Genomic DNA, 25,695 nt, shown 5'->3' with positions numbered 1-25,695 from the left:
GTTTGCATGCCGGCCGGCAGGCGATGCGCTAGCGTGACGCCACCGCCGTCGCATGTTTCGGCTGCCCGTCCGGCATCTGCTGCGACGCCTGCCACCAGTACTTGCCCGCGCGCTGCTGCGGATCGCGGATCGCGAGATACGTCGTACTCCAGAGCTGGGCCGCGTTGGCTTCGGTCGCGTCCGCGCTGCGCGTGCCGAATGCATCGGTCTGGTACCTGCCGTTCACGTAGGACCACGTCCACATTTCCGACGTCCGCATGTCGCGTCCGTTCGAGATCACCTGCCAGATCGTCTGCCGCGCCTGCGTGAGCAGCGTGCGGGTCGCGGCAGACAGGTCCTGCCGTGCGAGCTGGCGATCGAGCCCGGCCACCCACATCGCCTGCTGCCACGACCAGATCACCGTGCCGTGATACGCGGAACTCGTGAATTTCGGCCACAGCGACTGATTCGCATACGCCGGGTTCGCGATCAGCATCCCGGCATCGGTCACCAGCCCGGTCGGGAACGGCCGCGTGACGTCGGTGACGATCCGCTGGAGCTGGTCGTCCGGCGGCGTGCCGAACAGCAGCGCGAAACCGCCGTCGGAGTTCATCACCGGAATCGGGTTGCCCTGCTGATCGAGCGACAGCGCGTAGAACGCCAACGGTGCGCCTGGCGCGGCACCGGCCGGCACGCCGGCGGATGGCGCATAGGTCGACACGTCGGTGGCCGCCTGCGCAGCCGGCACGCTGACCTGGAACAGCGGCGGCGCCTGCGTTTCCCACGTGGCGGCTTCGGTCGCCGTGTTGGCGAGCGTCGCGCGTTGCCCGGCATCCAGATACGGATCGAGCAGGCCGTGCGCGAGGAATGCGTTCGCCGCGCGCAGCGCAGCCGGCACGAGCACCGCATTCACGTCGTAAGGGTAGACGCCGCCGCCGAGGCCGTCGGTGCTGTCGCGCCAGTTGCCGACGATCTCGCCGGGCCGCAGGTGGATCAGGTTCGCGACCGTCGGTTGTTGCGCGAACGCCTGTGCGGTCGTCGCGACGTGCAGCAGGTTCACGACGAGGCGATTGCCGTTGGTCTGGCCGTCGCTGCCGCGTTGCGCGAGGTACGCGGCCGCACGCGCCTGGCCGCGCGTATCGTCGATCAGCCATGCGGCTGCGATCGGCGCGAGCAGGTAGTCGCTGTCGATCATCTTGTAGTCGTAGGTCGGCGCCGGATCGTTCGGCCGTCCGTTCTTCTGGTTGTCGACCAGCGCGAATTCGCCGATGCCTTCCTCGTGCGCGACCCTGCCGTCGACCGACAGGCGGCTCAGCACCGACGACAGGCCGGCCTCGATCGCCGCCGGTCCGAGTACCGGCATCAGCATGCGGACCGAGATCAGCGTGTCGCGGCCGAAGTACGTGTCGTACTGCCACGAGCCGGCCAGCAGCTTGTCGTTGAAACTCAGGAATTCGAGGACGTTCTGGCTCACCGGGTCGGGGTTCACGGACGGGGCGAACAGGTCCGCGTGCGCGATCGGCGACAACGGCGTCTCGCCCGACAGCGCATCGATGTGCAGCTTCAGCGTGTGCGAGCCCGCCGGCGCGTTCAGCACGAGCTTGCCGCCGGCTGCCGGCGCGATGCTGCCGCCGTCGCGCAGCGTGATGCGCAGCGAATAGCCGGGCGCGCCGTCGATCCGGTCGCGTTGCCATTGCGCGGCGCTGCCCTGGACGGTCGGCGTGGTGAGAATCTGCTGCGGAATCGTTGCGCCGCCGTTGAAGTCGCGCAGGAAGCGCACGTTGCTGAGCACACCCTGGCGGATCGTCAGCGTATTCGTATCGACCGACACGTCGGCGCCGATGCCGTACAGCGGGCGGCCGCGCGCGTCGGGCGCCGACAGCGCGGACGGTGACGTGTCGAGGCTCCAGTTCACCGGTTGCGCGGTGTCGTCGAACCACAGCCCGGTGCCGCTGTTACCGGCGGGGAAGACCACGAGCAGGCGCGGCTTCGTCGACGAACGCACCAGAAGGTGCGCGGCGACCTTGTCCTGCCGGTAGAACGCGTTGATCTGGCCACCGGTGTCCATGCGGAACGACAGCGCGGCCTGGTTCGACGGCGGGCTGTTCGACTGGACGTCGTCGTCGTTGCAGGCTGCGAGCAGGCTGGCGCAGACGAGCCCGAGACACAGCGACTTCGCAAGGCGATGCATGTTGATGTCCCTCCTGATGAATGGCGATTTTTTATCTGGATGTTCGAATGCGCGGATCTGTGGTCCGTTTGGTCTCGTGTCGCAGCTATTTGGGTGAATGGCTGGAATTAATCGAAGCGTGGCGCTTGTTAAAAAAGCAAATCAGGCTGCAAATAAACGCATGACTGATAAGTGCGGAAAACTGAAGCGACGAGGGCGTCTTTGTGCAGCAAGGGAAAGGCGATGCAAAGCGCCTTCGCGGCAGTGAGTGGCGGATCGGGTGCGGTGGAAGAAAATGAAACGTAAGCCGTCGTAGGGGATTCTAAATTTTGGGGAAAGTTAAAGTCAATAATGTCGTGTGATTTTTCAATATTGGATTGAGAATCCAGTCGCAATTATTACTCGTTGAATCGGTAAAATGTGCGATTGAAGTGATTTGAGGAGTGCAGTCTGGATATCCGGTAATGAAACGATCGGCAATAGCGTTTCATCCCGGCGATTGACGTCGGAAAGGAAATGAATCGTCGTGTTTATATCGGCCGTTGTCGTGAAAGGCCGGGATGCGCTGATACGGCGCGCGCGAAACCGAGCAATCCGCATTCCTGCCAAGCAATCGAAGACCGCGTTCGTGTCATTGGAGCCGCCGGCCCGTAGGTCGTGCTTGCCGGCGGCCCCAGGGGCGTCTCCAGTGCCACGATCCAGCCTGTACCTGGCGACGAGGCCAGGAAATGCCTCGACGTCTGCTAGCATTTGTCGAAGGAATCGATCGAAAAGGCCTGTCGCAGCGCGATTCCTGTAGACCTGGCCAGCACGTGTTGGCGGGGTGGAATTCGACCATGGCAGGAGGCCCGCTCAATGGCGCTCGAATGCATCAATCCCAAGGATCTGCCCGTTCCGCAAACCTACACGCAAGTCGTCGTTGCGACGGGGAGCAAGATGGTATTCATCTCGGGCCAGGAGCCCGAGGACATCCACGGCAAGCTGGTTGGACAGGGTGATCTTGACGCCCAGGCGCGCCAGGTATTCGGCAATCTCGGCCGGGCACTCGCGGGTGCCGGGGCGCGACCCGAGCAGGTCGCGAGGATTACCATCTACGTCGTCAATTACGACCGCGACGCATGCCTGCCGATTATCGAAAGCGCACGGAAAGCGCTGTTCGGCGATCACAAGCCGGCGGACGTGGTGCTCGGTGTCGCGACGCTGTCCCCCGGCTACCTGATCGAGGTTGATGCGATCGCGGTCATTGATTGATCGTTCGCTTCACCGGTCAAGCTGCTTGGTGCTAACGGTGGGTCATCTCCGACAAGGGCCTCAAAATACAATCCATTAGGCGTCGGCAAGTTTGGTAGGCTTGTCGCCTGCCTTCGCTTGTCGGATCTTGGGGCTGGACACGATTTCGAGTGAATGGTGATCGGGGGCGACGTACCCGATTGCCAAGAGTGACAGGCGAACTCCCGAACCAACACGAACAGGAGCGAACGAAGTGATCAGACATATCGTCATGTGGAAACTGAAGGAATCGGCCGAAGGCGCGACGCGCGCACAGAACGCGCTGAAGCTGAAGGAAAAGCTCGAAGGTTGCCGCGACCTCGTGCCGGGTACGCTGCAGATCGACGTCGGCGTGGCGACGCCCGGCCTCGACGCGACCGCCGACATCGTGCTCGTCTCCGATTTCGCGGACAAGGCTGCGCTCGACGCATACCAGGTGCACCCGGTTCACCAGGAAGTGAAGAAATTCGTCGTCGCGGTGGCCGAATCGCGCGAGTGCGTCGACTACATCGTCGACAGCGCACGATGAGCGACGCGGCAACTCCGACGGAAGGCCCGTCGATCGAAAGCCCGTTCGTCGACCTGCTCGGCGTGCAGCTCGTGTCCGCGAAGGACGGGGCGAGCGAGATCGTGCTGCCGCTCGAGGAGCGTCACATGAACACGTGGAGCATCGCGCACGGCGGCGTGACGATGACGCTCGCGGACATCGCGCTCGCGATGGCGGCGCGCAGCCTGACCGACGACGGCGTCGGCGTCGTCACGGTCGAGATGAAGGTGAACTTCATGCAGCCGGGCCGCGGCGAGTTGCGCGCCTATGGGCGCGTGATGCACCGCTCGACGACGATGGCCTACTGCGAAGGCGAAGTGCGCGACAGCGACGGCAATTTCGTCGCGAAGGCGCTCGGTACGTTCAAGTACATGCGGCGGCTCGCGGTGGGCCGCGACATCAAGCGGCAACGCTCGCGCACGGCGCCGGACGCCCAGCCCGGTCCGAGCGACGCGTAAGCGTCCACACGCACGGCCCTGTCTCTGGAATGAGGCAGGGCCGTTTGTTTTGCAGCACGGGATTCCGGCACTTCGCGCGCCATGCCCGCCCGGTGCGCGCGTGGCATCATGTCAAGCTTGTCCGTTCACGGCGCCGCACCGGCGCCGTCCACACCGATGCCGCTGAATCCGAAGATCGCCCAGGTGCTCGACATGATCGAGCGCGCGAAACGTCCGTCCTATCACCACCAGACGCCGCAGCAGGCGCGCGCCGCGTACGAGAAGAGCGCGCCGATTCTCGATGTCGCACCGGCGCCGATGCATTCGGTGGAGGAATGCGTGGTACCGACGCGCGACGGCCGCACGATCGGTGCGCGGCTGTACCTGCCGGTCGAGCCGAGTCTTGCGGAGCCGCTGCCCGCGCTCGTCTACTACCACGGCGGCGGTTTCACGGTCGGCAGCGTCGACACGCACGATGCGCTGTGCCGGATGTTTGCGCACGATGCGCAATGCGCAGTGCTGTCGGCCGGCTACCGGCTCGCGCCCGAGCACAGGTTCCCGACCGCGGTGAACGATGCCGACGACGCATTGCAGTGGCTGCATCGCGAAGCCGCCACGTTCGGTATCGACGCCGCGCGGCTGGCGGTCGGCGGCGATAGCGCGGGCGGCACGCTCGCCACCGTCTGCGCGGTGCTCGCGCGCGACGCGGGCATTCGCCTGGCGCTGCAATTACTGATCTATCCGGGCGTGACGGGCTACCAGGACACCGAATCGCATGCGCGGCTCGCGAACGGCTACCTGCTGACGCAGGACACGATCCAGTGGTTCTTCACGCAATACGTGCGCGATCGGGCGGACCGCGACGACTGGCGTTTCGCGCCGCTCGACGGCACGCGCGGCGCGCCGTCGTTTGCGGGCGTGGCGCCGGCGTGGATCGCGACGGCCGAATACGATCCGCTGAGCGACGAGGGCGCGGCGTACGCGGACAAGTTGCGCGCGGCCGGCAACGCGGTCACGCTGGTCCGCTATCCCGGCATGATCCACGAATTCTTCAAGATGGGCGGCTACATCCCCGAGGTGCGGGCCGCCCATGCCGATGCGGTCGCGGCGCTGAAGGCCGCATTCGACGACGTATGACGGGCGCGGGCGCCTGAAGGCGTGCGCGCCGCATGGAGGCTGCGATGACGGACGGTGTGGTGGAAACGGGCGACTGGACGGTACTGGGCGGCGATGCCGCGCGGATCCGCGACGCGGTGTTCGTGCGCGAGCAGCAGATTCCGCCGGAATGGGAGCTCGACGATGACGATCCGCTGTCGCTGCACGTGGTCGCGTACCGGATCGACGCGGCGGACGGAAGGCGCCGCGCGGTCGCGACGGGGAGGCTGCTGCCGTCCGGCACGATCGGCCGCGTCGCGGTGCTGGCCGATGTGCGCGGGCAGGGCGTCGGGTCAGCCGTGCTGAATGCGCTGCTGGAGGCCGCGCGGCGTCGCGGCGAAGCCGCCGTGCGGCTCTACGCGCAGGATTCGGCGGTGTCGTTCTATCTGCGGCACGGCTTCGCGACGGTCGGCGCACCGTTCGTCGAAGCCGGCGTGCCGCACGTGGAGATGACGCGCGCGCCTTAGCGCGCGGTGCGTGCGTTCAGCGCGGCGGCGTCGCGTCGAGGTCGAACGTGAACGCGCGCTCGAACGAACCCGGGCGGACGGTGCGGTGCGAACCGTCGTCGTCGCAGCGCTCCTTGATCTCGACCGTCAGCCGCACGCCTTCCTTCATCGTGACGCGCAGCGCGGTCGTGCCGCGCGTGCCGTATTCGGGCGTCTCGATGAACGCGGCCGACAGCGCGCGTTCGCGCTCGATCGGGATGCCGGTGTGCGGCAGCGCGTCGTCGTCCGCGACATGCGGGTCGCGCATCAGCGCGATCAGCTCGTCGAGCGACGGGCTCGGATTGTCGGTGAGCAGCGTGCCGAGCTCCGCGCGCTTGCGCACGACTTTCGGCCAGGGTGTATCGAGCCGCGCATTCGACAGCGCATGCACGCCGGGCGTGATCGCGACGGGCGCGGCGACCGTGTTTTCGCCTTCGGGCGCACGGTTGCAGAACCAGGCAAGTTCGCGCCGCCGCCAGTCGCCGACGAGCAGGTTGAAGCCGTTATACACGGCCGCATGCTCGGCAAGCTGCCCGAGATAGTCGAGCGGGGCGACGGACGGGCCGCCGAGGAAGTCGGACACGAGCTTGCCGCGGGTCGGCGCGCCCGCGCGGATGTCGAACGGCGCACGGAAATTCGTCAGCGCGGCGAAGCGGCCGTCGCGCGAGACGCCGAGCCACGTGCCACCCGCTTCGAGATCGCGGCCGGCCAGTACGCCCGGCACATCCTCCCACCACGAAAGCGGCGCGCTCGTCCGGCGAAAGAACTCGTCGCGGTTGGCGGCGAGGGTAAAGACGGGACCGGCGGCGGCATCGGGCTGCCAGTCGAAGGCAATCAGACACATCGGGCGAATCTCTCGCAGGAAACATCGGGCGCCGGCTGCGACTCGCGAGCCGGCGCCCGAACAGGTTGTCAGTGCGTCACACTTCCGTCGGCCATGCGTACGGCAGTGCGTCGAATGCAAGCACCGGGCCGTCGGCCGAACCGAGGTGCACCGTGCCGTTGTCGAGTGCGGCGAGCTTGATCTCGACGAGCGCGTCGACGCCGCCCGCAGGCGCGGCCGCCGCGTTGACGATCATCCCGCACGGCTGGCCCGGGTCGTCGCTGTGGAACAGCTCGACGCCGGCATGCACGGTATCGAGCTCGCCGGCGACGTGCGCGAGCGCGGTGCGGCGCTTGATCGTGCCGCGGTACTGGCTGCGTGCGACGATTTCCTGGCCCGGGTAGCACCCCTTCCTGAAGTTAACGGCGCCGATCACGTCGAAGTTGACCATCTGCGGCACGAACTGCTCGACGGCCGGCTGCGTGATGCGCGGCTCGCCCGCGCGCACGTCGAGCCAGTCCCACACGGCCGGCGACACCACCGGCAGCGTGCCGGCGAGCGCCGCGAGGCGCGCTTCGACTTCCGCGCGCGGGCCGATCCACAGATAACGCTTGCGGCCGGCCGCGTCGGGCACGCGGATCAGCGCGCCGGCCGGGCCGTCGACCTTCACGTGCACGCCGTCCGGCAGCGCATCGAAGATGCCCGACAGCGCGTCGCGCACGTCACCCGCGAAGCCGGCGACCGCGAGCGTGTCGCTCGCGTCGGTGAGCTTCGCCTTCGCACGCAGCACGAACATCGACAGCCGCTTCTGCACAGCCGGCTGCACGTCCTTCGACACGAGCAGGCGCACGCCGTGACCGGCGCGCCACGTGAGGAACGAGCCGAGGAGGCGCCCCTTCGGCGAGCAATAGCCGGACAGCCGCGCGCTCGCGGCGTCGAGATGCTCGATGTCGTTGGTCAGCTGGCTGTGCAGGAACGTCGCGGCGTCGTCGCCGGCCACGTCGATCACGCCGAACTGCGGCAGCGGCATGCAGGCGCCCGGGGCATCGAAATCGGCGGCGGACGGGCGGGGGAAAACGGGGAGCGAGGCAGATGCGGCCTGGGCAGCCGGTGAAGCGAACGGTGTGCTCATGGAATGAGGGAACAGTCAACCCTGACTTTGACGGAGGCGAGCAAGTATTATATGGGTCTTACCTGAGTCACGTTTCCATGTCCCTACTGAAGAAATGCGCCGCGACGATCGTGGCGCTGGCCGTCGTTGTGGCCGCTGCCGGCGCGGGCGGCGGGTATTACTGGGCGACCCGGCCGTTGCTGCTGGGCTCGGCATCGCTCGACGTCACGATCAAGCCGCGCAGCACCGTGAAGAGCGTCGCGCTGCAGCTCAAGCGTGGCGGCGTGCCGGTCGAGCCGTTCGGGTTCGTCGCGATGACGCGCGTGCTCGGGCTGTCGAGCCGGCTCAAGTCCGGCAACTACGAGTTCAAGACCGGCATCACGCCTTACGAGGTGCTGCAGAAGATCGCGCGCGGCGACGTGAACGAGTACGTCGCGACCGTCATCGAAGGCTGGACCTTCAAACGGATGCGCGCGGAACTCGATGCGAACCCCGACCTGGCGCACTCGACCGCCGGCATGAGCGACGCCGAGCTGCTGCGTGCGATCGGCGCACCGGACAGCGCCGTGCAGCGCGGCAGCGGCGAGGGGCTGTTCTTCCCCGATACCTACCTGTTCGACAAGGGCACGAGCGACCTGAACATCTACCGGCGCGCGTACCACCTGATGCAGACGCGTCTCGACGAGGCGTGGGCCGCCCGCGTACCGGGGCTGCCGTACAAGTCACCTTACGAAGCGCTGACGATTGCGTCGATCGTCGAGAAGGAAACGGGCCACGCGGCCGACCGCGCGTTCGTCGCGGCCGTGTTCGTGAACCGGTTGCGCGTCGGCATGCCGCTGCAGACCGATCCGTCGGTGATCTACGGGCTCGGCGACGCGTACGACGGCCGCCTGCGTAAGCGCGATCTGCAGGCCGACACTCCTTACAATACCTACACAAGACGCGGCTTGCCGCCGACGCCGATCGCGTTGCCGGGCGTAGCCGCGCTGCAGGCGGCGATCAATCCGGCATCGACGAGCGCGCTCTATTTCGTCGCGAAGGGCGACGGTACGAGCGTGTTCTCGGACACGCTGGGCGATCACAACAAGGCCGTGGACAAGTACATACGAGGTCAATAATGGCGAGCGGTAAATTCATTACGTTCGAAGGCATCGACGGGGCGGGGAAGACCACCCACCTGCAATGGTTCTGCGAACGGCTCCAGGGCAAGCTGGCCGCCGCCGGACGGCAGGTCGTCGTCACCCGCGAGCCGGGCGGCACGCAGCTCGGCGAGAAACTGCGCGAAATCCTGCTGAATCAGCCGATGGATCTCGAGACGGAAGCGCTGCTGATGTTCGCCGCGCGCCGCGAGCACCTCGCGCTCGTGATCGAGCCGGCGCTCGCGCGCGGCGACTGGGTCGTGTCCGACCGCTTCACCGACGCGACGTTCGCGTACCAGGGCGGCGGCCGCGGGCTGCCGCGCGACAAGCTCGAGACGCTCGAGCGCTGGGTGCAGGGCGGGTTCCAGCCCGACCTCACGGTGCTGTTCGACGTCGCGCCGCAGATCGCGAGCGAGCGCCGCGGCGCCGCGCGCATGCCCGACAAGTTCGAAAGCGAATCCGACGCGTTTTTCAACCGCACGCGCGGCGAATACCTGCGACGCGCGGAAGAGGCGCCGCACCGTTTCGCGATCGTCGACGCGACGCAGTCGATTCCCGAGATCCGCCAGCAGCTCGAACGCGTGCTCGCCGCGCTGTAACCCGCAAGGAACGCACCAGATGATCTATCCGTGGCAGACCGACGACTGGAACCGCCTGCAGCAACTGCGCGCGCAATGGCCGCATGCGCTGCTGCTGCACGGTCAGGCCGGGATCGGCAAGCTGCAGTTCGCGCAGCATCTCGCACAGGGTTTCCTGTGCGAATCGCCGCAGCCGAACGGCGAGCCGTGCGGGACCTGCGCGGCCTGCAACTGGTTCTCGCAGGGCAACCACCCGGACTACCGGATCGTGCTGCCCGAGGCGCTGGCCGGCGAAGCGCCGGGCGCCGCGGACGACGCGAAGCCGGCCGAGGCGGACGAAGGCGGCAAGAAGACCCGTGCGCCGAGCAAGGAAATCAAGATCGAGCAGGTGCGCGCGCTGCTCGATTTCTGCGGGGTCGGCTCGCATCGCGGCGGCTTGCGCGTCGTCGTGCTGTATCCGGCCGAGGCGCTCAACGTCGCCGCGTCGAACGCGTTGCTGAAAACGCTGGAGGAGCCGCCGTCCGGCGTCGTGTTCCTGCTCGTGTCGGCGCGCATCGACCGCCTGTTGCCGACGATCATCAGCCGCTGCCGGCAGTGGCCGATGACGGTGCCGGCGCCCGACGCGGCCGAGGCATGGCTTGCAGCGCAGGGCGTCGACCACGCGAGCGCGCTGCTTGCCGAAGCCGGCGGCGCGCCGCTCGCCGCGCTGGCGCTCGCGAGCGACGAGAACCGCCCGCTGCGCGACTACACGCTCGGGCAGCTCGCGGCCGGTGCGGCATGCGATCCGTTCGCGTGCGGCGAGACGCTGCAGAAGCTGCCGGTGCCGCTGGTGCTCGGCTGGCTGCAGCGCTGGCTGTACGATCTGCTCGCGCAGCGGATGGCGGGCGCGCCGCGCTACTTCCCGATGCACGCGGCAGCCCTTGCGCGCTGCGCGGAATCGGTCGATGCCAACGCGTTCGCGCGCTTCATGAAAGCCGTGACGCGGCAGCGGACGGTCGAGAACCATCCGCTCAACGCGCGGCTCGTATTCGAGGAATTGTTTCTCGGATATCGGGAAATGTTTGCTTGATCCGGCATCGTTTCCATCGGGTTGGGAAACGATGCGCGGATCGCATGGCGACGCGCGCCGGGCTTGCCGGCCCGCGAACGCCGCCCGTTGCCGCATGCCGGCGAGCGCATGGGCGCCCGTCTTACGTATTCAGGAAACACGATGTTCGTCGACTCTCACTGCCACATCAATTTCAAGGGCCTGGCCGACCGCCTGCCGGCCGTTCTCGAGAACATGCGCGAGCATGACGTCACGCACGCGCTGTGCGTGTCGGTCGATTTCGAGACGCTGCCCGACGTGCTTGCGATCGCGGACGCGCACGAAAACGTCTACGCGTCGGTCGGCGTGCATCCCGATCACGAGGACGCGCGCGAGCCGACGCTCGGGGAGCTCGTCGAGCTGGCCGCGCACCCGAAGGTCGTCGCGATCGGCGAGACGGGCCTCGACTACTACCGCCTCGAAGGCCGCTCGATCGCCGACATGGAATGGCAGCGCGAACGCTTTCGCACGCACATCCGCGCGGCGACCGCGACGATGAAGCCGCTGATCGTCCACACGCGTTCGTCGTCGGAAGACACGTTGCGGATCATGGCCGAGGAGCGTGCGGACGTGCCGGGCGGCGTGATGCATTGCTTCACCGAGCCGTGGTCCGTCGCCGAGCAGGCGCTCGCACAGAACTTCCATATCTCGCTGTCGGGCATCGTCACGTTCAAGAGTGCGACCGACGTGCAGGACGTCGCGCGGCGCGTGCCGCTCGACCGGCTGCTGATCGAAACCGACTCGCCGTACCTCGCGCCGGTGCCGTATCGCGGCAAGCCGAATGAACCTGCGTACGTCAGCCATGTCGGACGCTTTATCGCATCCGAACGCGGGATCGCCGTCGAGGCGCTCGCCGATGCGACGACGCAGAACTTTTTCCGGCTGTTCAAGATCGCCCGCTAACGACGTGCGCGCAGCCGATACAACCCAGGGAAGGAGCCCACAACAATGACGAAGCCGACCAATCATCTGTCCAAACGTGCACTCGCCGCCGCCGCGCTGGTCGCGAGCGGCCTGTTCGCCGCCGCCGGCGCGCACGCCGAGTCGCTCGACGCGATCGTCAAGGCCGTCAAGTTCGACGACATCGCCGACATCGGCAAGCAGCTCAAGAGCGGCAAGCTCGACCCGAACACGCTCGCGCCGAACGGCGACCCGATCCTGGTGATCGCCGCTCGCGAGAAGTCGGACAAGGTCGCGGCCGCGATCGCGACGACGCCGAACGTCGACCTCGAGAAGGAAGACAAGGCCGGCGAGAACGCGCTGATGCTCGCGTCGCTGAACGGCGATCTCGCCCTCGCGAAGCTGCTGATCGACAAGGGCGCGGAAGTCAGCAAGAAGGGCTGGGCGCCGCTGCACTACGCGGCGACCAACGGCCAGGACGCGGTCGTCAAGCTGCTGCTCGATCACGACGCGTACATCGACACCGCATCGCCGAACGGCACGACCCCGCTGATGATGGCCGCGCGCGGCAACCATGCATCGACGGTCAACCTGCTGCTCGACCAGGGTGCCGATCCGCAGGTGAAGAACCAGCTCGGCATCACCGCGCTCGAGTTCGCGAAGCACTACAAGGCGCCGGACGCGATCGACATCCTGAGCAAGCGGACGGAGCGCGTCGGCGGATCGGCGCCGGCAGATGCGCAAAAGAGTGCAAAATGACGGTTTTCGGTGCGGCGGACGGTACGCCCGCCCGGCCGGATTCCGGCCGGAGCAGGGTGCCCGGCGCCGCGCCGGCCAAGGCAGCAGGCGGTCTCGGGCCGCATTGACATAAGGAACACCATGTTGCGCGCAATGTTTTGTGCCGCGGCGTTTGCCGTACCGTTGTCGGCGGCGGCTTTCACGGGCGCGGATCTCGACCGGCTGTGCGCGAAGACGGACGTCAAGTCGCGGGCGTCGTGCGCGGCCTATATCGAAGGCGCCGCCGACGGCGTCTACAACACGATCGACGCGATCGGCGGCACCACGGGGCCGCGCGTCGGCCAGTATTTCTGCCTGCCGCCCGACATCCGGGCGCAGCAGATGACCGACGCGGTGCGCAAGTACATCGCGGAAAATCCGAAGCTGGCCGACTACAACGCGAGCACCGCGGTGTCGCTCGGTCTCGGCAAGGCGTTTCCGTGCAGGAGCGGCAACTGATCTGACGCCGTGTCCGGGGACGTACGCGGCCCGGACGTCGCCGACGCATCCAGGACGAGGCGCGCGCGCCTCATCAGCCAAGGGCGCCGATGATTTCAATCGAGGAACTGCAGCGCATCGCCGATGCGCCGCTGCATTCGTGGCTCGGCACGCTGGCCGTGTCGGTCATCGTCATACTGGTCGTCACGGTCGTGCACCGTCTCGGCGCACGCATCGTCAAGCGCATCGCGCAGCCGTATCCGCTGATGAGCGCGATCCTGCGCTACATCGACAAGCCGTCGCTCGTCGTGATCGCACTGCTGGCGCTCGAATTCCTGTGGGTCCAGGCGGACGACGGCATGTCGTTCGTGCGCGGCATGCGCACCGCGGCCGCGGTCGGCTCGATCGTGTCGCTCACGTGGCTGCTGGTGCGGCTCGCGGCCGGCGTCGGCGACGCGATCATCCAGGCCCATCCGATCGATACGGCCGACAACCTGCAGGCGCGACGCATCCATACGCAGGCCAGGGTGCTCGTGCGGACCGTGATGGTGCTGATCGTGATCATCGGCACCGGCGCGGCGCTGATGACGTTCCCGAACGTGCGCCAGGTCGGCGCGAGCCTGCTGGCGTCGGCCGGCGTCGCGGGGCTGGTTGCCGGTATCGCCGCGCGGCCGGTGCTCGGCAACCTGATCGCCGGGTTGCAGATCGCGCTCACGCAGCCGATCCGGCTCGACGACGTGGTCGTGATCCAGGGAGAGTGGGGGCGCATCGAGGAAATCACCGGCTCGTTCGTGTCGGTACGGCTGTGGGACCAGCGGCGCCTCGTCGTGCCGCTGCAGTGGATCATCGAGAACCCGTTCACGAACTGGACGCGCAGTAGCTCGGAGATCATCGGCACCGTCTACCTGTCGGTCGACTACCGCACGCCGCTCGCGCCGCTGCGCGAGGAGCTCGCGCGGCTCGTCCATGCGGCGCCCGAGTGGGACGGCCGTGTGCAGGTGTTGCAGGTGACCGACGCGACCGAGCGCACGATGCAGTTGCGCGCGCTGGTCAGCGCGGCCGATTCGCCGTCGTGCTGGGATTTGCGCTGCCGCGTGCGCGAAGGGTTGATCGCGTACCTGCAGGACCGCTATCCGCAATGCCTGCCGCGCAGCCGGATGGAGCTGTATCCGCATGAATCGGCGCCGGACGCGCCGAATCCCGAACGGCCGCATGCGCGGGCGCCCGCCGCCAGCACGGCGGCCCATACCGCAGCCGATCCGCAGGCCGCCGAAGGCCGCTAAGCGCGGCCCGGTGCCTTTTTCCGTTTTTCCCGTTCCCATGACTGCGCTGAAGACGCTCGCCATCGCCAATTACCGCTCGCTGCGCGAGCTGATCGTGCCGCTCGCGGCGCTCAACGTCGTCACGGGGCCGAACGGCAGCGGCAAGTCGAGCGTGTATCGCGCGCTGCGCTTGCTCGCCGACACCGCGCAGGGCCGCGTGATCCCGTCGCTTGCCCGCGAAGGCGGGTTGCCGTCGACGCTGTGGGCCGGCCCCGAGCGCTTCTCGCGCGCGATGCTGGCCGGCGAGGCGCCGGTCACGGGCACGGTGCGCAAGGGGCCCGTGAGCCTGAAGCTCGGCTTTGCGTGCGACGATTTCGGCTATTCGATCGATCTCGGCCTGCCGGTGCCGAGCCATTCGCAGTTCGCGCTCGACCCGGTGGTCAAGCGCGAATGCATCTGGGGCGGCGCGCTGCTGCGCCCGTCGACGCTGCTGGTCGACCGGCAGGGCGCGCAGATCCGTGCGCGCACCGCGTCGGGAGACTGGCAGACGATTCCGCAGCCGGTCGCGAGCTTCGACAGCATGATGACCGAGTTCGCCGATCCGACCGGTGCGCCCGAGATGATCGCGGTGCGCGAGCGGATCCGCTCGTGGCGCTTCTACGACCATTTCCGGACCGACGCGCAGGCGCCGGCGCGGCAGTCGCACATCGGCACCCATACGCCGGTGCTCGCGGACGATGGCGCCGACCTGGCTGCCGCGCTGCAGACGATCCGCGAAATCGGCGACGCGGCGGCGCTCGATGCGGCGATCGACGACGCATTTCCCGGCGCGTCGGTCGAGATCGACAATCCGGGCGGACGCGGCCGTTTCGACGTGCTGATGCGACAGCCGGGGCTGCTGCGGCCGCTGGCGGCGGCCGAACTGTCCGACGGCACGCTGCGCTACCTGCTGCTCGCGGCCGCGCTGCTGACGCCGCGCCCGCCCGCGCTGATGGTGCTGAACGAACCGGAGACGAGCCTGCATCCCGATCTGCTGCCCGCGCTCGGCCGCCTGATCGCACAGGCGGCGCAGCGCTCGCAGGTACTCGTCGTGTCGCACGCGGCGCGGCTCATCGCGACGCTCGAGCGCGAGGCCGGCTGCGAATCGCTGGTGCTCGACAAGCAGCTCGGTGCGACCGCGCTCGTCGACGCCGATACGCGTGACCTGCCGGCCTGGAAGTGGCCGTCGCGTTGACGGGGGGAAGGGCGCGTGTTCGGCGGAGATCGGCGCCTGGCGGGGCCGGATCGGCCCGGCTGCGCCCGATGCGGGGCCACCGGGCCGGGCTGGCCGAATGTATCCGGCCTGTAACAACATCCAAAAAATGCAAGACCGGCGGTTCCGCGCATCGGGATCGCGAATAATAATGAGATATCTGGCTGGCGCCATGCCGGCCGGCGCGGCACGGGCGCGGGGCGGGCGCGAAAGCGAAAGCGAAAGCGAAAGCATGGATGCCCGCCGGCTGCGCCGCAACGGACAGGACACAGGAGACGTGGACCATGAGAATTGCGCAGATCGCCCCGCTGACCGAATCCGTGCCGCCGAAGCTGTATGGCGGCACCGAGCGCGTCGTGTCCTACATCACCGAGGCGCTCGTCGAGCTCGGCCATGATGTGACGCTGTTCGCGAGCGGCGACTCGACGACGCGGGCGAAGCTCGAGCCGGTCTGGCCGCGCGCGCTGCGGCTCGATTCGTCGATCCGCGACCGCGTCGCGCCGCACATGCTGCTGATGGAGACGGTCGCGCGCCGCGCGAAGGATTTCGACGTGCTCCATTTCCACATGGACTACTACTCGTTCTCGGTCTTCAACCGGCAGGAAACGCCTTACGTGACGACGCTGCACGGCCGGCTCGACCTGCCCGAGCAGCAGCCGGTGTTCGACACGTTCAACACGGCGCCGGTGATCTCGATTTCGAACTCGCAGCGCCAGCCGCTGCCGCAGGCGAAATGGCTGACGACCGTCTATCACGGACTGCCCGATACGCTGTACATGCCGCAGCCGGTCGAGCCGCGCTATCTCGCGTTCCTCGGCCGTATCTCGCCGGAGAAGCGCGTCGATACCGCGATCCGCATCGCGCGCCAGTGCGGGTTGCCGATCCGGATCGCCGCGAAGATCGACGCGGCCGACCAGGAGTACTTCGACCGCGAGATCAAGCCGCTCTTCGCGTTGCCGCACGTCGAATACATCGGCGAGATCGCCGATCACCAGAAGGCCGAATTCCTGTCGGGCGCGCATGCGCTGCTGTTTCCGATCGACTGGCCGGAGCCGTTCGGCCTCGTGATGATCGAGGCGATGTCGTGCGGCACGCCGGTGATCGCGTTCAATCGCGGCGCGGTGCCCGAAGTGCTGGACGAGGGCGTGTCGGGGTTCATCGTCGAGGATGAAATCAGCGCGGTCGCTGCCGTGAACCGGCTGCACCTGCTGCCGCGTGCGCGCGTGCGGCAGCGCTTCGAGGAGCGCTTCACGTCGCGCCGGATGGCGCAGCAGTACGTCGACGTCTACCAGTCGGTGATCCGCGCGCAGAAGCGCTCGCGCTTCAAGGTGATCGACTCGACGACCTGAACGGCCTGACGCAGCACGCGGACGGATGAAAAAACGGCGATGCCCGCAAGGACATCGCCGTTTGCGCATGGCCCGCGCGCGGCGCGCACGGGCGGTGCGTCAGCGTCAGATCTTGAGCTTCGTGACCTTCGTGCCGTTGATCGACACGTCGCCCATCAGGCCTGCGTTCGTCAGTACGACGACCTGGACCGGCGCGGTGGCCGTGGTCGTGTCGACCGCGCCGTTCGCGCCCATCTTCACGAGCGCGACCGATGCGCCGGCACCGGCTGCCCAGCCGTCCGAGCCGCGGAATTCGTCGAGCGCTTCCTGCGTCATGAACAGGAACACGATCGCCTTCGACTGCGCGCCGGCCTGCAGGCCGACCGACAGCGACGACGTGTTGTAGTAGCCGACCGTGCTGCCGCCGACGCGCAGCGCGCCGTTGCCGGACTGGCCGCCGACGATGAAGCCGGCCTGGATCACTTCGGGGAACACCAGCACGCCGCGCGATTTCGCGACGAGTTCGCGTGAACCCTTGACCGTGGAGTACATGCGCGACAGCGTGGCGTCGACGCTCGCGTCGATCGACTGGCGCTTCGACGCGTTGGTTGCCGCGTTGTCCGGCTTGTCCGGGGTGGTGGTGCAACCGGTGAGCGCGAGGCTACCGACGATGAGCGCAGCGGCGGCTTTCAGCACAAGATTCCGTTTTTGCATCGTTCTTCTCCATCGGATGACGTTCGGAGTGAGTCTCGCTCATGGAGCGGATCACGTCGGCAGTTATATCACAGCGGATTACAGCCTCTTTTCGTCAGGTCATGAAAAAGCGTCAAATCGCTTGGGGGTGTCGCGGCGCGCCAACGGACGAAGCGACGCTGGCGCGTGCGGGGCGCGCCCCGCGCGTGGTCGGCGCGCGGGGCACTTAACGGTGAATCGGGAGGGCGACGGGTGCGTGCGGCGCACGTCAGTGCGTGACGGGCGGGACCGGCGGCTTGATCGGCGGGCGGCGCAGCGCACGGCGGATCAGCGCGATCACGACGCCGCACGCGAACAGGAACGCAGCCGGGACGACCCAGTAGCCGACGAACGCGTGCCACAGGTAACCGGCGAGCGTATTGCGGCGCACCACGTATTCGTCGCGGGCCGCCTGCTGGCGCGGCGCGTTGGCGGCGAGCACGTCGGCCGGGCAGCCGGCCGCGCGCGCCTCGTCAGGATCCCCGTGGCACTTCGCGGCCGCGCCGGCGGCCTGCTGCGCATCGGTGAGCTGCCAGGTGGTCAGCGCGAGCTGCAGGTCCGCCTTGTTGTAGGCCATTTCCTCGCGGATCTCGCGCACGGCGACGATCGCGACGGGCACGGCCCAGAACACGATCACGATCAGCCAGCGGCGGAACCAGCGGTGTTGTCTCCATGCCATCCAAGCCTCCGTTTGACGCGCGTGCGCGTCCGTCTCGAGGGCGGCCCGATGGCGCTTCTTGTACTTGGGTGGGCCGCGTTGCAGCCATCATAGAAGAAAACGCGGCGAATTGCCGCACCATGTGGCGGCGGGCCGGAAAAGCGGGGCGGGAAGGGGTGAAGCCGGCTGGAAACGGGTGCGTCGATGCGCGTGCAACGAAAACGAAAATGCCGCGCCCGCCGAAGCGGTGCGCGGCATTCGAGACGGGAGCGCCGGAACTCAGGCGGCCGGCTGATTGCTCAGGCAGCTCTTCATGAACGCCTTGCGGTCGTCGCCCTTCTTGCCGGTGGCCTGCGTGTTGCACGCCTTCATCTTTTCCTGCTGCGTCATCGCCTTCGCGGGCTTCGCCGACAGGCAGTCCTTCATGAACGCCTTGCGTTCGTCGCCCGTCTTGCCGGTTGCCTGGGTGTTACAGGCCTTCATCTTGTCCTGCTGGCTGTTCGCCGCGAATGCGGGGGAAGCCAGCATGCCGCCGAGAAGCACTGCGGCTACGAGCGATTGGATTTTCATTTCGACACTCCCATGGGGTGAATTGCGTGTTATCGACGCCGTCACGAAGCACGCGGCGTTGCGGATAGGGCCGCATCGCACCGTGCGCTCCGATTATGGCAAATCAATGTGAAAACACCAAAACGGCACTTCCTATAACGTTGCGGACGCCACGGCCGTTGACGGCGCGCGCGGCCGGGCGATCGGGACAAACCATGACGTGCGGCCGCCGGCACCGGCTGCCGGGCCGGAACCTGCCGGATCCCGGCCACGAGCCATTACAATCGCGGCCATGAATACTCCGAATTCCGCATCTCCTTCGTCCGCGGCGGGGCTGCCGCGCATCGCCGTGCTCGCCACCGGCGGCACGATCGCCGGCGCCGCACCCGACGCGGCCAGCACGGCCGGCTACCAGGCCGGCGCGCTCGGCGTCAATTTCCTGGTCGACGCGGTGCCGGCGCTCACATCGGTCGCGCGCATCGACGCCGAGCAGGTCGCCAGCATCGACAGCAAGGATCTCGCGCTGCCGCTGTGGAACACGCTGGCCGCGCGGATCGACGCGCTGATGGCCGATCCGTCGGTGGACGGGATCGTGATCACGCACGGCACCGATACGCTCGAGGAAACCGCGTACGCGCTGCATCTGGTCGTGAAAGGCGACAAGCCGGTCGTGCTGACGGCTGCGATGCGGCCGGCGACCGCGCTGTCGTCCGACGGCCCGCTGAACCTGCTGAACGCCGTGACGGTGGCCGCGCATCCGGCCGCGCGCGGGCAGGGCGTGCTGATCGCGTTCAACAACCGGATCCATGGCGCGCGCGATGTCGTGAAGACGAGCACCTATGCCGTCGACGCCTTCCAGTCGCCGGAACTCGGCGCGCTCGGCTGGGTGCAGGACGGCCGGGTCGAATTCGCGCGCCGCGCGACGCGTACGCGCGACACGCAGCTGGCGATCGCCGCGGCCTGGCCGCCGGTCGAAGTCGTCGCAAGCTATGCGGGCGTGACGCGCACGGCCGTCGATGCGCTGGTTGCTGCCGGCGTGCGCGGCCTCGTCGTCGCCGGCACTGGAAACGGGTCGATCCATGCGACGCTGCAGGCGGCGCTCGCCGATGCAGCGAATGCGGGTGTGGCCGTGGTCCGCGCGTCGCGCGTCGGATCGGGGCATGTGATGCGCAACGGCGCCGCGAACGACGACGCGCTCGGTTTCGTCAGCGCGGGCTCGCTGAATCCGTTCAAGGCGCGCGTGCTGCTGATGCTCGCGCTCGCGAACGGCATTCACGATCGCGACGCGCTGCAGCGCGCGTTCGATACGCTGTAACCGGGGCGCACCGGGCGGGCGGCGCGTCGCCCATGAAAAAAGGCAGGCCTGCGGCCTGCCTTTTTTGCGTCAGTCCGGCGGAATGCTCAGGACTGCGGCGGAATCACGAGCTTCTGGCCCGGGTAGATCCGGTCCGGGCTCGACAGCATCGGCTTGTTCGCTTCGAAGATCACCGGGTACTTGTTCGCGTCGCCATACACTTCCTTGGCGATCGCCGACAGCGTATCCCCGGACTTCACGTCGTGATACTGCACTTCCGGATCGTCCGGCTGCAGATCGTCGTCGTTGACGCCCGCGACCCCCTGCACGTTGCCGGCCGCGACCTTGACCTTCGCCTTCGTGTCGAGATCGGCGACGCTGCCCGACAGCGTGACGGTGCGCGATGCGCCGTCGAACGCGACGGTCAGGTTCGACGTGTCGAGCCCTTGCGTGCTGATGTAATTCTTGATCGCGTCGGCCGCGGTTTGATTCGCGGCATTCGGATCTTCCGCCGCTTGCGCGTCGGCATGACCCAGCAGTTTTTCACCCGCCTCTTTGATAAACGAAAGAAGACCCATCGCTGCACTCCCTAGGTGGTTGAAAAGAAAACGCGCCGTGAAGTGGCGAAAAAAACACCGCGCTGGGCGCGGTCACCGGAGGTGCACGCAAGCGCGGCGGTTTTCTCGAAAGGCGTGGCGAAAGTGTAGGCGTTCAGCGCGACGATTGCATGAAAAATCGCACGCTTGAACGTAAAGAAATGTAATACGCGAAATCCGACAGGCGGACACCCGACGACGACGTCTGACCGACCAAGGCTTCCCCGGCGCCGCCGGGTGCCGCTGCGGACCCCACCACGCCGCTCTCAGCCCAGAGCGGCGTTTTTCGCCCCGTCCCGCATGCCGTTGGCGATGCAGGGCGGGGCGCCCCACCGTGATGCGCGCCTATTCGCGCATCGATGCGCCCGGCCGCGGCCGGGTCGCGCGTGTCTGTCGCGCGCCTCCGCCATTGCAGCGGAAACGCGCGTTGCGGCAGTCGCGTTACGCGGCCGGCGTCTGGCCGATTTCGAAGTTCGACATGATCTCGAGCGCGCGCACGAGTGCCGAGTGATCCCATGCCTTGCCGCCGTGCGATGCGCACACGCTGAACAGCTGCTGCGCGCTTGCCGTGTGCGGCAGGGCGAGGCCGAGCTTGCGTGCGCCGTCGAGCGCGAGGTTCAGGTCCTTCTGGTGCAGCTCGATCCGGAAGCCCGGGTCGAACGTGCGCTTCGTCATCCGCGCGCCGTGCACTTCGAGGATGCGCGACGCGGCGAAGCCGCCCATCAGCGCCTGGCGAACGCGTTCCGGATCGGCGCCCGAGCGTGCGGCGAACAGCAGTGCTTCGCCGACCGCTTCGATGTTCAGCGCGACGATGATCTGGTTCGCGACCTTGCAGGTCTGGCCCGCGCCGTTGTCGCCGACGAGCGTGATGTTCTTGCCCATCTTCTCGAACAGCGGCTTCGCACGCTCGAAGGCCTGCTCCGGGCCGCCGACCATGATCGTCAGCGACGCTTCGCGTGCGCCGACTTCGCCGCCGGACACCGGCGCGTCGAGGTAGTCGCAGCCGAGTGCGTTGATCTGCTTTGCGAATTCCTGCGTGTCGAGCGGCGAGATCGAGCTCATGTCGATCACGAGCTTGCCGGCTGTCAGGCCCTTCGCGACGCCGTCGTCGGCGAACAGCACGTTACGCACGTCCGGCGTGTCCGGCACCATCACGACGATGACGTCGGCGTTCTTCGCGACTTCGGTCGAGTTGGCGACGACCTTCGCGCTCGTGCGCAGGTCGTCCGGAATCGGGAACGCGCCGTTCACGACGAGCTGGTGGTCGCCCTTGAGCAGGTTGCGCGCCATGTGCGCGCCCATGATGCCGAGGCCGATGAAACCGATGGTTGCCATGTGAAAGTCTCCTATAGGGCTGATAACGGGAAGGGCGCTTCTCAGGCGGCGCGACGCGCGGAGCCCGGTGCGCAGCCGGCGACGCTTTGCAGCCAGCCGAGGCCTTCCGTCGTGGTGGTACGGGGCTTGTACTCGCAGCCGACGTAGCCGGCATAGCCGAGCCGGTCGAGCAGCGCGAACAGGAACGCGTAGTTGATCTCGCCCGTGCCCGGCTCGTTACGGCCCGGGTTGTCCGCGAGCTGGACGTGGCCGATCGATGCGAGGTTGCGTTCGATCGTCGCGGCCAGTTCGCCTTCCATGCGTTGCATGTGATAGATGTCGTACTGCAGGAACAGGTTGTCCGAGCCGACCGCGCGGATCACGTCGAGCCCTTCCGACGAGCGGTTCAGCGCGAAGCCCGGGATGTCGAAGCTGTTGCACGGCTCGACGAGCAGGCGGATGCCTTCGCGCTTCAGCGCGTCGGCCGCAAAGCGCAGGTTGTCGACGATCGTGACGAACGTCTTGTCGCGCGCCGTGCTGGCCGACGGAATACCGACGAGGCAGTTCAGCTGCGGCACCTTCAGTGCCTTCGCGTACTCGATCGCACGGCCGACACCTTCCTGGAATTCGCCGACGCGATCGGGCAGGCACGCGATGCCGCGTTCGCCCTGATCCCAGTTGCCGGCGGGCAGGTTGTGCAGCACGAGGCGCAGGCGATGCGTCTCGAGCCGCTCGGCGAGTTCCTCTTTCGCGTACGGATACGGGAACAGGAACTCGACGGCGTCGAAGCCCGCGTCGGCGGCCGCCTTGAAGCGGTCGAGGAACGGCACTTCGTTGAACAGCATGGTCAGGTTTGCAGCAAACTTCGGCATGAGCTAAGCCTCTTCGGTCGGTCAGTCAAAAATGTCGTGCGGTTCAGTCGAGCATCGAGATCGCGGTCGGTGCGTGTTCGGCCTTTTCGGCGAGGTCTTCGAATTCGTTGATCGCGTCGATTTCGGTGCCCATCGAGATGTTCGTCACGCGTTCGAGGATCACTTCGACGACCACCGGCACGCTGAACTCTTCCGCGAGCGTTTGTGCCTGGCGCAGTGCCGGCTCGATCTCTTCCGGCTTGAACACGCGCAGCGCCTTGCAGCCGAGACCTTCCGCGACGGCCACGTGATCGACGCCGTACCCGTTCAGTTCCGGTGCGTTCACGTTGTCGAACGCGAGCTGCACGCAGTAGTCCATATCGAACGCGCGCTGCGCCTGACGGATCAGCCCGAGGTACGAGTTGTTCACGACGACGTGCACGTACGGCAGCTTGAATTGCGCGCCGGCTGCCAGTTCCTCGATCATGAACTGGAAGTCGTAGTCGCCGGACAGCGCGACGATCGGGCGGCTCGGGTCGGCAGCACGCACGCCGAGCGCGGCGGGGATCGTCCAGCCGAGCGGGCCGGCCTGGCCGCAGTTGATCCAGTTGCGTGCCTTGAACACGTGCAGGAACTGCGCGGCGGCGATCTGCGACAGCCCGATCGTGCTGACGTAGCACGTATCGCGGCCGAACACCTTGTTCATCTCTTCGTACACGCGCTGCGGCTTGACCGGCACGTTGTCGAAGTGCGTCTTGCGCTGCAGCGTGCGCTTGCGTTCCTGGCATTCCGAGACCCATGCGCTGCGGTCCTTCAGCTTGCCGGCGGCCTTCCATTCCTGTGCGACCGCAACGAACAGCTCGAGTGCGGCCTTCGCGTCGGACACGATGCCGAGGTCCGGACCGAACACGCGGCCGATCTGCGTCGGCTCGATGTCGACGTGCACGAACTTGCGGCCCTTCGTGTAGACCTCGACGCTGCCCGTGTGGCGGTTCGCCCAGCGGTTGCCGATGCCGAGCACGAAGTCGGACGCGAGCATCGTGGCATTGCCGTAGCGGTGCGACGTCTGCAGGCCGACCATGCCGGCCATCAGCGGGTGATCGTCCGGAATCGCGCCCCACGACATCAGCGTCGGGATCACCGGCACGCCGATCGTTTCGGCGAACTGGACGAGCAGGTCTTCGGCTGCCGCGTTGAGCACGCCGCCGCCCGACACGATCAGCGGCTTGTCCGCATCGTTGAGCATCGTGATCGCTTTCTCGATCTGCGCGCGGGTGGCCGCGGGCTTGTAGACCGGCAGCGGTTCATACGTGTCGATGTCGAATTCGATTTCGGCGAGCTGCACGTCGATCGGCAGGTCGACCAGCACCGGGCCCGGACGGCCCGAGCGCATCAGGTGGAATGCCTGCTGGAACACGCGCGGCACGAGCGCCGGTTCGCGCACGGTGACGGCCCACTTCGTGACCGGCTTCGCGATCGACTCGATGTCGACGGCCTGGAAGTCTTCCTTGTACAGGCGTGCACGCGGCGCCTGGCCCGTGATCGCGAGGATGGGAATCGAGTCGGCGGAAGCGGAGTAGAGACCGGTGATCATGTCGGTGCCGGCGGGGCCCGACGTGCCGATGCACACGCCGATGTTGCCCGGTGCCGCACGCGTGAAGCCTTCGGCCATGTGCGACGCGCCTTCGACGTGGCGGGCCAGCACGTGGCTGATGCCACCCGACTTGCGCATGGCGGAGTAGAACGGGTTGATTGCTGCGCCCGGCACGCCGAACGCGGTCTGGATGCCTTCTTTCTCGAGCACGAGCACTGCTGCGTCGACGGCTCTCATCTTGGCCATGAATGTCTCCTTGAATGTGGCGGATCTTGCGAATGGGTCTGTTGGGGACACTTTAGGGTTGCAGGAAAGGTTTGATAAGATCAGCCCGAGTCGCTTATTTCGAAACTAAAAGTATGGAATGACGGCCGGACGGGCCTCCCGCCGGGGCCGGAACAGAGACGGAGACAGGAGATGGATCGCTTCAAGCAGATCGAGACGTTCGTGCGGGTGGCCGATGCCGGCAGCCTCGCGGCGGCGGCGCTCGAGGAGGGCGTGTCGCCGGTGGTGCTCGGGCGGCGCATCGACGCGCTCGAGAAGCGCCTCGGCGTGAAGCTGATGTACCGCTCGACGCGGCGGCTGGTGGTCAGCGAGGAGGGCGCCGCGTTCCTCGAGCGCTGCCGCGGGTTGCTGTCCGAATGGGACCAGGCCGAGAACGAGCTGGCCGCCGGGCGGCGCGCGGTCAGCGGGCACCTGATCGTGTCGGCGCCGGCCGCGTTCGGGCGCAAGCACGTCGCGCCGCACGCGCCCGGCTTTCTGGTCGACAAGCCCGAGATGCAGCTGTCGTTCAACCTGACCGACCGCGTCGTCGATCTCGTGCGCGAGGGCTACGACCTGTCGATCCGGATCGGCGGCGCCGTCGATCCGAACTTCGTCGCGGTGAAGCTCGCGTCGAACCGGCGCGTCGTGTGCGGCACGCCCGACTATTTCCGCCGGCACGGCCGGCCGAAGTCGCTCGACGACCTGCTGAAGCACAACTGCCTCGCGTTCAACCTGCAGGGCGGGCAGAACCGCGGCTGGTATTTCCAGCGCCACGGCAAGATCGCGACGATGCGCGTGGCCGGCAACCTCGACTGCAACGACGGCGAGCTGCTGCACCGCTGGGTGGCCGAGGGGCTCGGGCTCGGCTGGCGCTCGACGTGGGAAATCGCCGCGCAGCTCGAGACGGGCGAGCTCGAGACCGTGCTCGACGAATACGCGCTGCCCGACTACGACATCCTCGCGGTCTACCCGCAGCAGCGCTACGTGCCGGCGCGCGTGCGCTATTTCATCGACTACCTGCGCGCCGCGTATGCGCGCCCCGGCTACTGGAGCACCACGCCGTAACGGGGGCGGGCGCCCGGCCATTTTTTTACGCTTCTTGCGCC

General features: G+C 67.3%; 27 protein-coding genes. 16 read left to right on the top strand and 11 right to left on the bottom strand.

The window, feature by feature from the left end; all coding sequences use genetic code 11:
• Positions 1-28: 28 nt before the first annotated feature.
• Together ACWMMN_RS09890 and ACWMMN_RS09885 are read right to left on the bottom strand one after the other, a co-directional pair.
• Positions 29-2,170 carry a hypothetical protein gene (locus ACWMMN_RS09890; RefSeq protein ID WP_174992996.1) on the bottom strand — a complete coding sequence of 714 codons (2,142 nt, stop codon included), beginning with the start codon at positions 2,168-2,170 and terminating at the stop codon, positions 29-31.
• A 128-nt stretch (positions 2,171-2,298) separates the two neighbouring features.
• Positions 2,299-2,544 carry a hypothetical protein gene (locus tag ACWMMN_RS09885; RefSeq protein WP_486422621.1) on the bottom strand — a complete coding sequence of 82 codons (246 nt, stop codon included), beginning with the start codon at positions 2,542-2,544 and terminating at the stop codon, positions 2,299-2,301.
• Between the two features lie 460 nt (positions 2,545-3,004).
• On the opposite strand from ACWMMN_RS09885, the gene ACWMMN_RS09880 reads away from it, so the two are divergent.
• The 5 genes from ACWMMN_RS09880 (at position 3,005) to ACWMMN_RS09860 (ending at position 6,024) form a co-directional block, all read left to right on the top strand.
• Positions 3,005-3,400 carry a RidA family protein gene (locus tag ACWMMN_RS09880; protein ID WP_340624194.1) on the top strand — a complete coding sequence of 132 codons (396 nt, stop codon included), beginning with the start codon at positions 3,005-3,007 and terminating at the stop codon, positions 3,398-3,400.
• A gap of 232 nt (positions 3,401-3,632) precedes the next feature.
• Positions 3,633-3,947 carry a Dabb family protein gene (locus tag ACWMMN_RS09875; RefSeq protein ID WP_027787175.1) on the top strand — a complete coding sequence of 105 codons (315 nt, stop codon included), beginning with the start codon at positions 3,633-3,635 and terminating at the stop codon, positions 3,945-3,947.
• Positions 3,944-4,423, top strand: a complete 480-nt coding sequence (locus ACWMMN_RS09870) for a PaaI family thioesterase (protein WP_006483907.1) — start codon at positions 3,944-3,946, stop codon at positions 4,421-4,423. Before ACWMMN_RS09875 ends, ACWMMN_RS09870 begins: the two co-directional genes overlap by 4 nt.
• A 156-nt stretch (positions 4,424-4,579) precedes the next feature.
• Positions 4,580-5,539, top strand: coding sequence for an alpha/beta hydrolase (locus tag ACWMMN_RS09865; RefSeq protein WP_174993050.1), 960 nt, complete (start codon positions 4,580-4,582; stop codon positions 5,537-5,539).
• Positions 5,540-5,583: 44 nt separating this feature from the next.
• On the top strand, positions 5,584-6,024 hold the full coding sequence (locus ACWMMN_RS09860) for a GNAT family N-acetyltransferase (RefSeq protein WP_059233948.1): 441 nt from the start codon (positions 5,584-5,586) through the stop codon (positions 6,022-6,024).
• 16 nt (positions 6,025-6,040) lie between these two features.
• Here ACWMMN_RS09860 and ACWMMN_RS09855 read toward each other — a convergent pair whose 3' ends face one another.
• Entirely contained in the window at positions 6,041-6,886 is an 846-nt protein-coding gene (locus tag ACWMMN_RS09855) for an NRDE family protein (RefSeq protein ID WP_174992989.1), read from the bottom strand.
• Positions 6,887-6,962: 76 nt separating this feature from the next.
• Entirely contained in the window at positions 6,963-7,997 is a 1,035-nt protein-coding gene (ygfZ, locus tag ACWMMN_RS09850) for a CAF17-like 4Fe-4S cluster assembly/insertion protein YgfZ (RefSeq protein WP_059233950.1), read from the bottom strand.
• 77 nt (positions 7,998-8,074) lie between these two features.
• Between ygfZ and mltG the strand changes: the two genes are divergently transcribed.
• From mltG to ACWMMN_RS09805, 9 genes are all read left to right on the top strand, one after another.
• Entirely contained in the window at positions 8,075-9,094 is a 1,020-nt protein-coding gene (gene mltG / locus ACWMMN_RS09845) for an endolytic transglycosylase MltG (RefSeq protein ID WP_059233951.1), read from the top strand.
• A complete protein-coding gene (gene tmk, locus ACWMMN_RS09840; RefSeq protein WP_059233952.1) occupies positions 9,094-9,714 on the top strand; it encodes a dTMP kinase in 621 nt (206 codons plus the stop codon). Before mltG ends, tmk begins: the two co-directional genes overlap by 1 nt.
• A 19-nt stretch (positions 9,715-9,733) precedes the next feature.
• The gene (locus tag ACWMMN_RS09835) at positions 9,734-10,762 is read left to right on the top strand and encodes a DNA polymerase III subunit delta' (RefSeq protein ID WP_059233953.1); all 1,029 of its coding nucleotides are present in this window, start codon (positions 9,734-9,736) and stop codon (positions 10,760-10,762) included.
• Positions 10,763-10,903: 141 nt separating this feature from the next.
• Positions 10,904-11,683, top strand: a complete 780-nt coding sequence (locus ACWMMN_RS09830) for a TatD family hydrolase (RefSeq protein WP_059233954.1) — start codon at positions 10,904-10,906, stop codon at positions 11,681-11,683.
• A 45-nt stretch (positions 11,684-11,728) separates the two neighbouring features.
• Positions 11,729-12,439 carry an ankyrin repeat domain-containing protein gene (locus ACWMMN_RS09825; RefSeq protein ID WP_059233955.1) on the top strand — a complete coding sequence of 237 codons (711 nt, stop codon included), beginning with the start codon at positions 11,729-11,731 and terminating at the stop codon, positions 12,437-12,439.
• Between the two features lie 120 nt (positions 12,440-12,559).
• Complete coding sequence (locus tag ACWMMN_RS09820) at positions 12,560-12,916, top strand: Rap1a/Tai family immunity protein (RefSeq protein WP_006485939.1); 357 nt, start codon at positions 12,560-12,562, stop codon at positions 12,914-12,916.
• Between the two features lie 89 nt (positions 12,917-13,005).
• Positions 13,006-14,178 (top strand): mechanosensitive ion channel family protein, encoded by a 1,173-nt coding sequence (locus tag ACWMMN_RS09815; RefSeq protein WP_256084992.1) that lies wholly within the window; start codon positions 13,006-13,008, stop codon positions 14,176-14,178.
• A gap of 37 nt (positions 14,179-14,215) precedes the next feature.
• Entirely contained in the window at positions 14,216-15,391 is a 1,176-nt protein-coding gene (locus ACWMMN_RS09810; protein ID WP_342702306.1) for an AAA family ATPase, read from the top strand.
• 302 nt (positions 15,392-15,693) lie between these two features.
• Positions 15,694-16,758 carry a glycosyltransferase family 4 protein gene (locus ACWMMN_RS09805; protein ID WP_059233958.1) on the top strand — a complete coding sequence of 355 codons (1,065 nt, stop codon included), beginning with the start codon at positions 15,694-15,696 and terminating at the stop codon, positions 16,756-16,758.
• Positions 16,759-16,863: 105 nt separating this feature from the next.
• Here the strand turns inward: ACWMMN_RS09805 and ACWMMN_RS09800 are convergent, their stop codons facing one another.
• The 3 genes from ACWMMN_RS09800 to ACWMMN_RS09790 form a co-directional block, all read right to left on the bottom strand.
• Positions 16,864-17,451, bottom strand: a complete 588-nt coding sequence (locus tag ACWMMN_RS09800; protein WP_059233959.1) for a BPSL1445 family SYLF domain-containing lipoprotein — start codon at positions 17,449-17,451, stop codon at positions 16,864-16,866.
• 247 nt (positions 17,452-17,698) lie between these two features.
• The gene (locus ACWMMN_RS09795; RefSeq protein ID WP_050013249.1) at positions 17,699-18,148 is read right to left on the bottom strand and encodes a hypothetical protein; all 450 of its coding nucleotides are present in this window, start codon (positions 18,146-18,148) and stop codon (positions 17,699-17,701) included.
• Positions 18,149-18,406: 258 nt separating this feature from the next.
• On the bottom strand, positions 18,407-18,697 hold the full coding sequence (locus ACWMMN_RS09790) for a PsiF family protein (RefSeq protein WP_059233960.1): 291 nt from the start codon (positions 18,695-18,697) through the stop codon (positions 18,407-18,409).
• Positions 18,698-18,968: 271 nt separating this feature from the next.
• On the opposite strand from ACWMMN_RS09790, the gene ACWMMN_RS09785 reads away from it, so the two are divergent.
• Positions 18,969-19,991 carry an asparaginase gene (locus ACWMMN_RS09785; RefSeq protein ID WP_256084989.1) on the top strand — a complete coding sequence of 341 codons (1,023 nt, stop codon included), beginning with the start codon at positions 18,969-18,971 and terminating at the stop codon, positions 19,989-19,991.
• A gap of 86 nt (positions 19,992-20,077) precedes the next feature.
• Here the strand turns inward: ACWMMN_RS09785 and lysM are convergent, their stop codons facing one another.
• From lysM to gcl, 4 genes are all read right to left on the bottom strand, one after another.
• Entirely contained in the window at positions 20,078-20,548 is a 471-nt protein-coding gene (gene lysM / locus ACWMMN_RS09780) for a peptidoglycan-binding protein LysM (protein WP_059233962.1), read from the bottom strand.
• Between the two features lie 459 nt (positions 20,549-21,007).
• On the bottom strand, positions 21,008-21,901 hold the full coding sequence (locus ACWMMN_RS09775) for a 2-hydroxy-3-oxopropionate reductase (protein WP_059233963.1): 894 nt from the start codon (positions 21,899-21,901) through the stop codon (positions 21,008-21,010).
• Between the two features lie 41 nt (positions 21,902-21,942).
• On the bottom strand, positions 21,943-22,752 hold the full coding sequence (gene hyi / locus ACWMMN_RS09770; protein WP_011657073.1) for a hydroxypyruvate isomerase: 810 nt from the start codon (positions 22,750-22,752) through the stop codon (positions 21,943-21,945).
• Positions 22,753-22,795: 43 nt separating this feature from the next.
• Positions 22,796-24,571, bottom strand: coding sequence for a glyoxylate carboligase (gcl, locus tag ACWMMN_RS09765; protein WP_059233964.1), 1,776 nt, complete (start codon positions 24,569-24,571; stop codon positions 22,796-22,798).
• A 171-nt stretch (positions 24,572-24,742) separates the two neighbouring features.
• On the opposite strand from gcl, the gene ACWMMN_RS09760 reads away from it, so the two are divergent.
• Entirely contained in the window at positions 24,743-25,654 is a 912-nt protein-coding gene (locus ACWMMN_RS09760) for a LysR family transcriptional regulator (RefSeq protein ID WP_059233965.1), read from the top strand.
• The last annotated feature ends 41 nt before the right edge of the window (positions 25,655-25,695 follow it).

This window comes from Burkholderia cepacia complex sp. TUM26381 (genome assembly GCF_057439935.1).
The sequence above is the reverse complement of the archived record's forward strand: the minus strand, read 5'-3'. Positions and strand labels throughout refer to the sequence as shown.

Excerpts from the sequence above, each read along its gene's own strand:
- ACWMMN_RS09890 (WP_174992996.1), bottom strand. The coding sequence starts at position 2,170 with ATGCATCGCCTTGCGAAGTCGCTGTGTCTCGGGCTCGTCTGCGCCAGC.
- ACWMMN_RS09880 (WP_340624194.1), top strand. The coding sequence starts at position 3,005 with ATGGCGCTCGAATGCATCAATCCCAAGGATCTGCCCGTTCCGCAAACC.
- ACWMMN_RS09870 (WP_006483907.1), top strand. The coding sequence starts at position 3,944 with ATGAGCGACGCGGCAACTCCGACGGAAGGCCCGTCGATCGAAAGCCCG.
- ACWMMN_RS09865 (WP_174993050.1), top strand. The coding sequence starts at position 4,580 with ATGCCGCTGAATCCGAAGATCGCCCAGGTGCTCGACATGATCGAGCGC.
- ACWMMN_RS09860 (WP_059233948.1), top strand. The coding sequence starts at position 5,584 with ATGACGGACGGTGTGGTGGAAACGGGCGACTGGACGGTACTGGGCGGC.
- ACWMMN_RS09855 (WP_174992989.1), bottom strand. The coding sequence starts at position 6,886 with ATGTGTCTGATTGCCTTCGACTGGCAGCCCGATGCCGCCGCCGGTCCC.
- ygfZ (WP_059233950.1), bottom strand. The coding sequence starts at position 7,997 with ATGAGCACACCGTTCGCTTCACCGGCTGCCCAGGCCGCATCTGCCTCG.
- mltG (WP_059233951.1), top strand. The coding sequence starts at position 8,075 with ATGTCCCTACTGAAGAAATGCGCCGCGACGATCGTGGCGCTGGCCGTC.
- tmk (WP_059233952.1), top strand. The coding sequence starts at position 9,094 with ATGGCGAGCGGTAAATTCATTACGTTCGAAGGCATCGACGGGGCGGGG.
- ACWMMN_RS09835 (WP_059233953.1), top strand. The coding sequence starts at position 9,734 with ATGATCTATCCGTGGCAGACCGACGACTGGAACCGCCTGCAGCAACTG.
- ACWMMN_RS09830 (WP_059233954.1), top strand. The coding sequence starts at position 10,904 with ATGTTCGTCGACTCTCACTGCCACATCAATTTCAAGGGCCTGGCCGAC.
- ACWMMN_RS09825 (WP_059233955.1), top strand. The coding sequence starts at position 11,729 with ATGACGAAGCCGACCAATCATCTGTCCAAACGTGCACTCGCCGCCGCC.
- ACWMMN_RS09820 (WP_006485939.1), top strand. The coding sequence starts at position 12,560 with ATGTTGCGCGCAATGTTTTGTGCCGCGGCGTTTGCCGTACCGTTGTCG.
- ACWMMN_RS09815 (WP_256084992.1), top strand. The coding sequence starts at position 13,006 with ATGATTTCAATCGAGGAACTGCAGCGCATCGCCGATGCGCCGCTGCAT.
- ACWMMN_RS09810 (WP_342702306.1), top strand. The coding sequence starts at position 14,216 with ATGACTGCGCTGAAGACGCTCGCCATCGCCAATTACCGCTCGCTGCGC.
- ACWMMN_RS09805 (WP_059233958.1), top strand. The coding sequence starts at position 15,694 with ATGAGAATTGCGCAGATCGCCCCGCTGACCGAATCCGTGCCGCCGAAG.
- ACWMMN_RS09800 (WP_059233959.1), bottom strand. The coding sequence starts at position 17,451 with ATGCAAAAACGGAATCTTGTGCTGAAAGCCGCCGCTGCGCTCATCGTC.
- ACWMMN_RS09795 (WP_050013249.1), bottom strand. The coding sequence starts at position 18,148 with ATGGCATGGAGACAACACCGCTGGTTCCGCCGCTGGCTGATCGTGATC.
- ACWMMN_RS09790 (WP_059233960.1), bottom strand. The coding sequence starts at position 18,697 with ATGAAAATCCAATCGCTCGTAGCCGCAGTGCTTCTCGGCGGCATGCTG.
- ACWMMN_RS09785 (WP_256084989.1), top strand. The coding sequence starts at position 18,969 with ATGAATACTCCGAATTCCGCATCTCCTTCGTCCGCGGCGGGGCTGCCG.
- lysM (WP_059233962.1), bottom strand. The coding sequence starts at position 20,548 with ATGGGTCTTCTTTCGTTTATCAAAGAGGCGGGTGAAAAACTGCTGGGT.
- ACWMMN_RS09775 (WP_059233963.1), bottom strand. The coding sequence starts at position 21,901 with ATGGCAACCATCGGTTTCATCGGCCTCGGCATCATGGGCGCGCACATG.
- hyi (WP_011657073.1), bottom strand. The coding sequence starts at position 22,752 with ATGCCGAAGTTTGCTGCAAACCTGACCATGCTGTTCAACGAAGTGCCG.
- gcl (WP_059233964.1), bottom strand. The coding sequence starts at position 24,571 with ATGGCCAAGATGAGAGCCGTCGACGCAGCAGTGCTCGTGCTCGAGAAA.
- ACWMMN_RS09760 (WP_059233965.1), top strand. The coding sequence starts at position 24,743 with ATGGATCGCTTCAAGCAGATCGAGACGTTCGTGCGGGTGGCCGATGCC.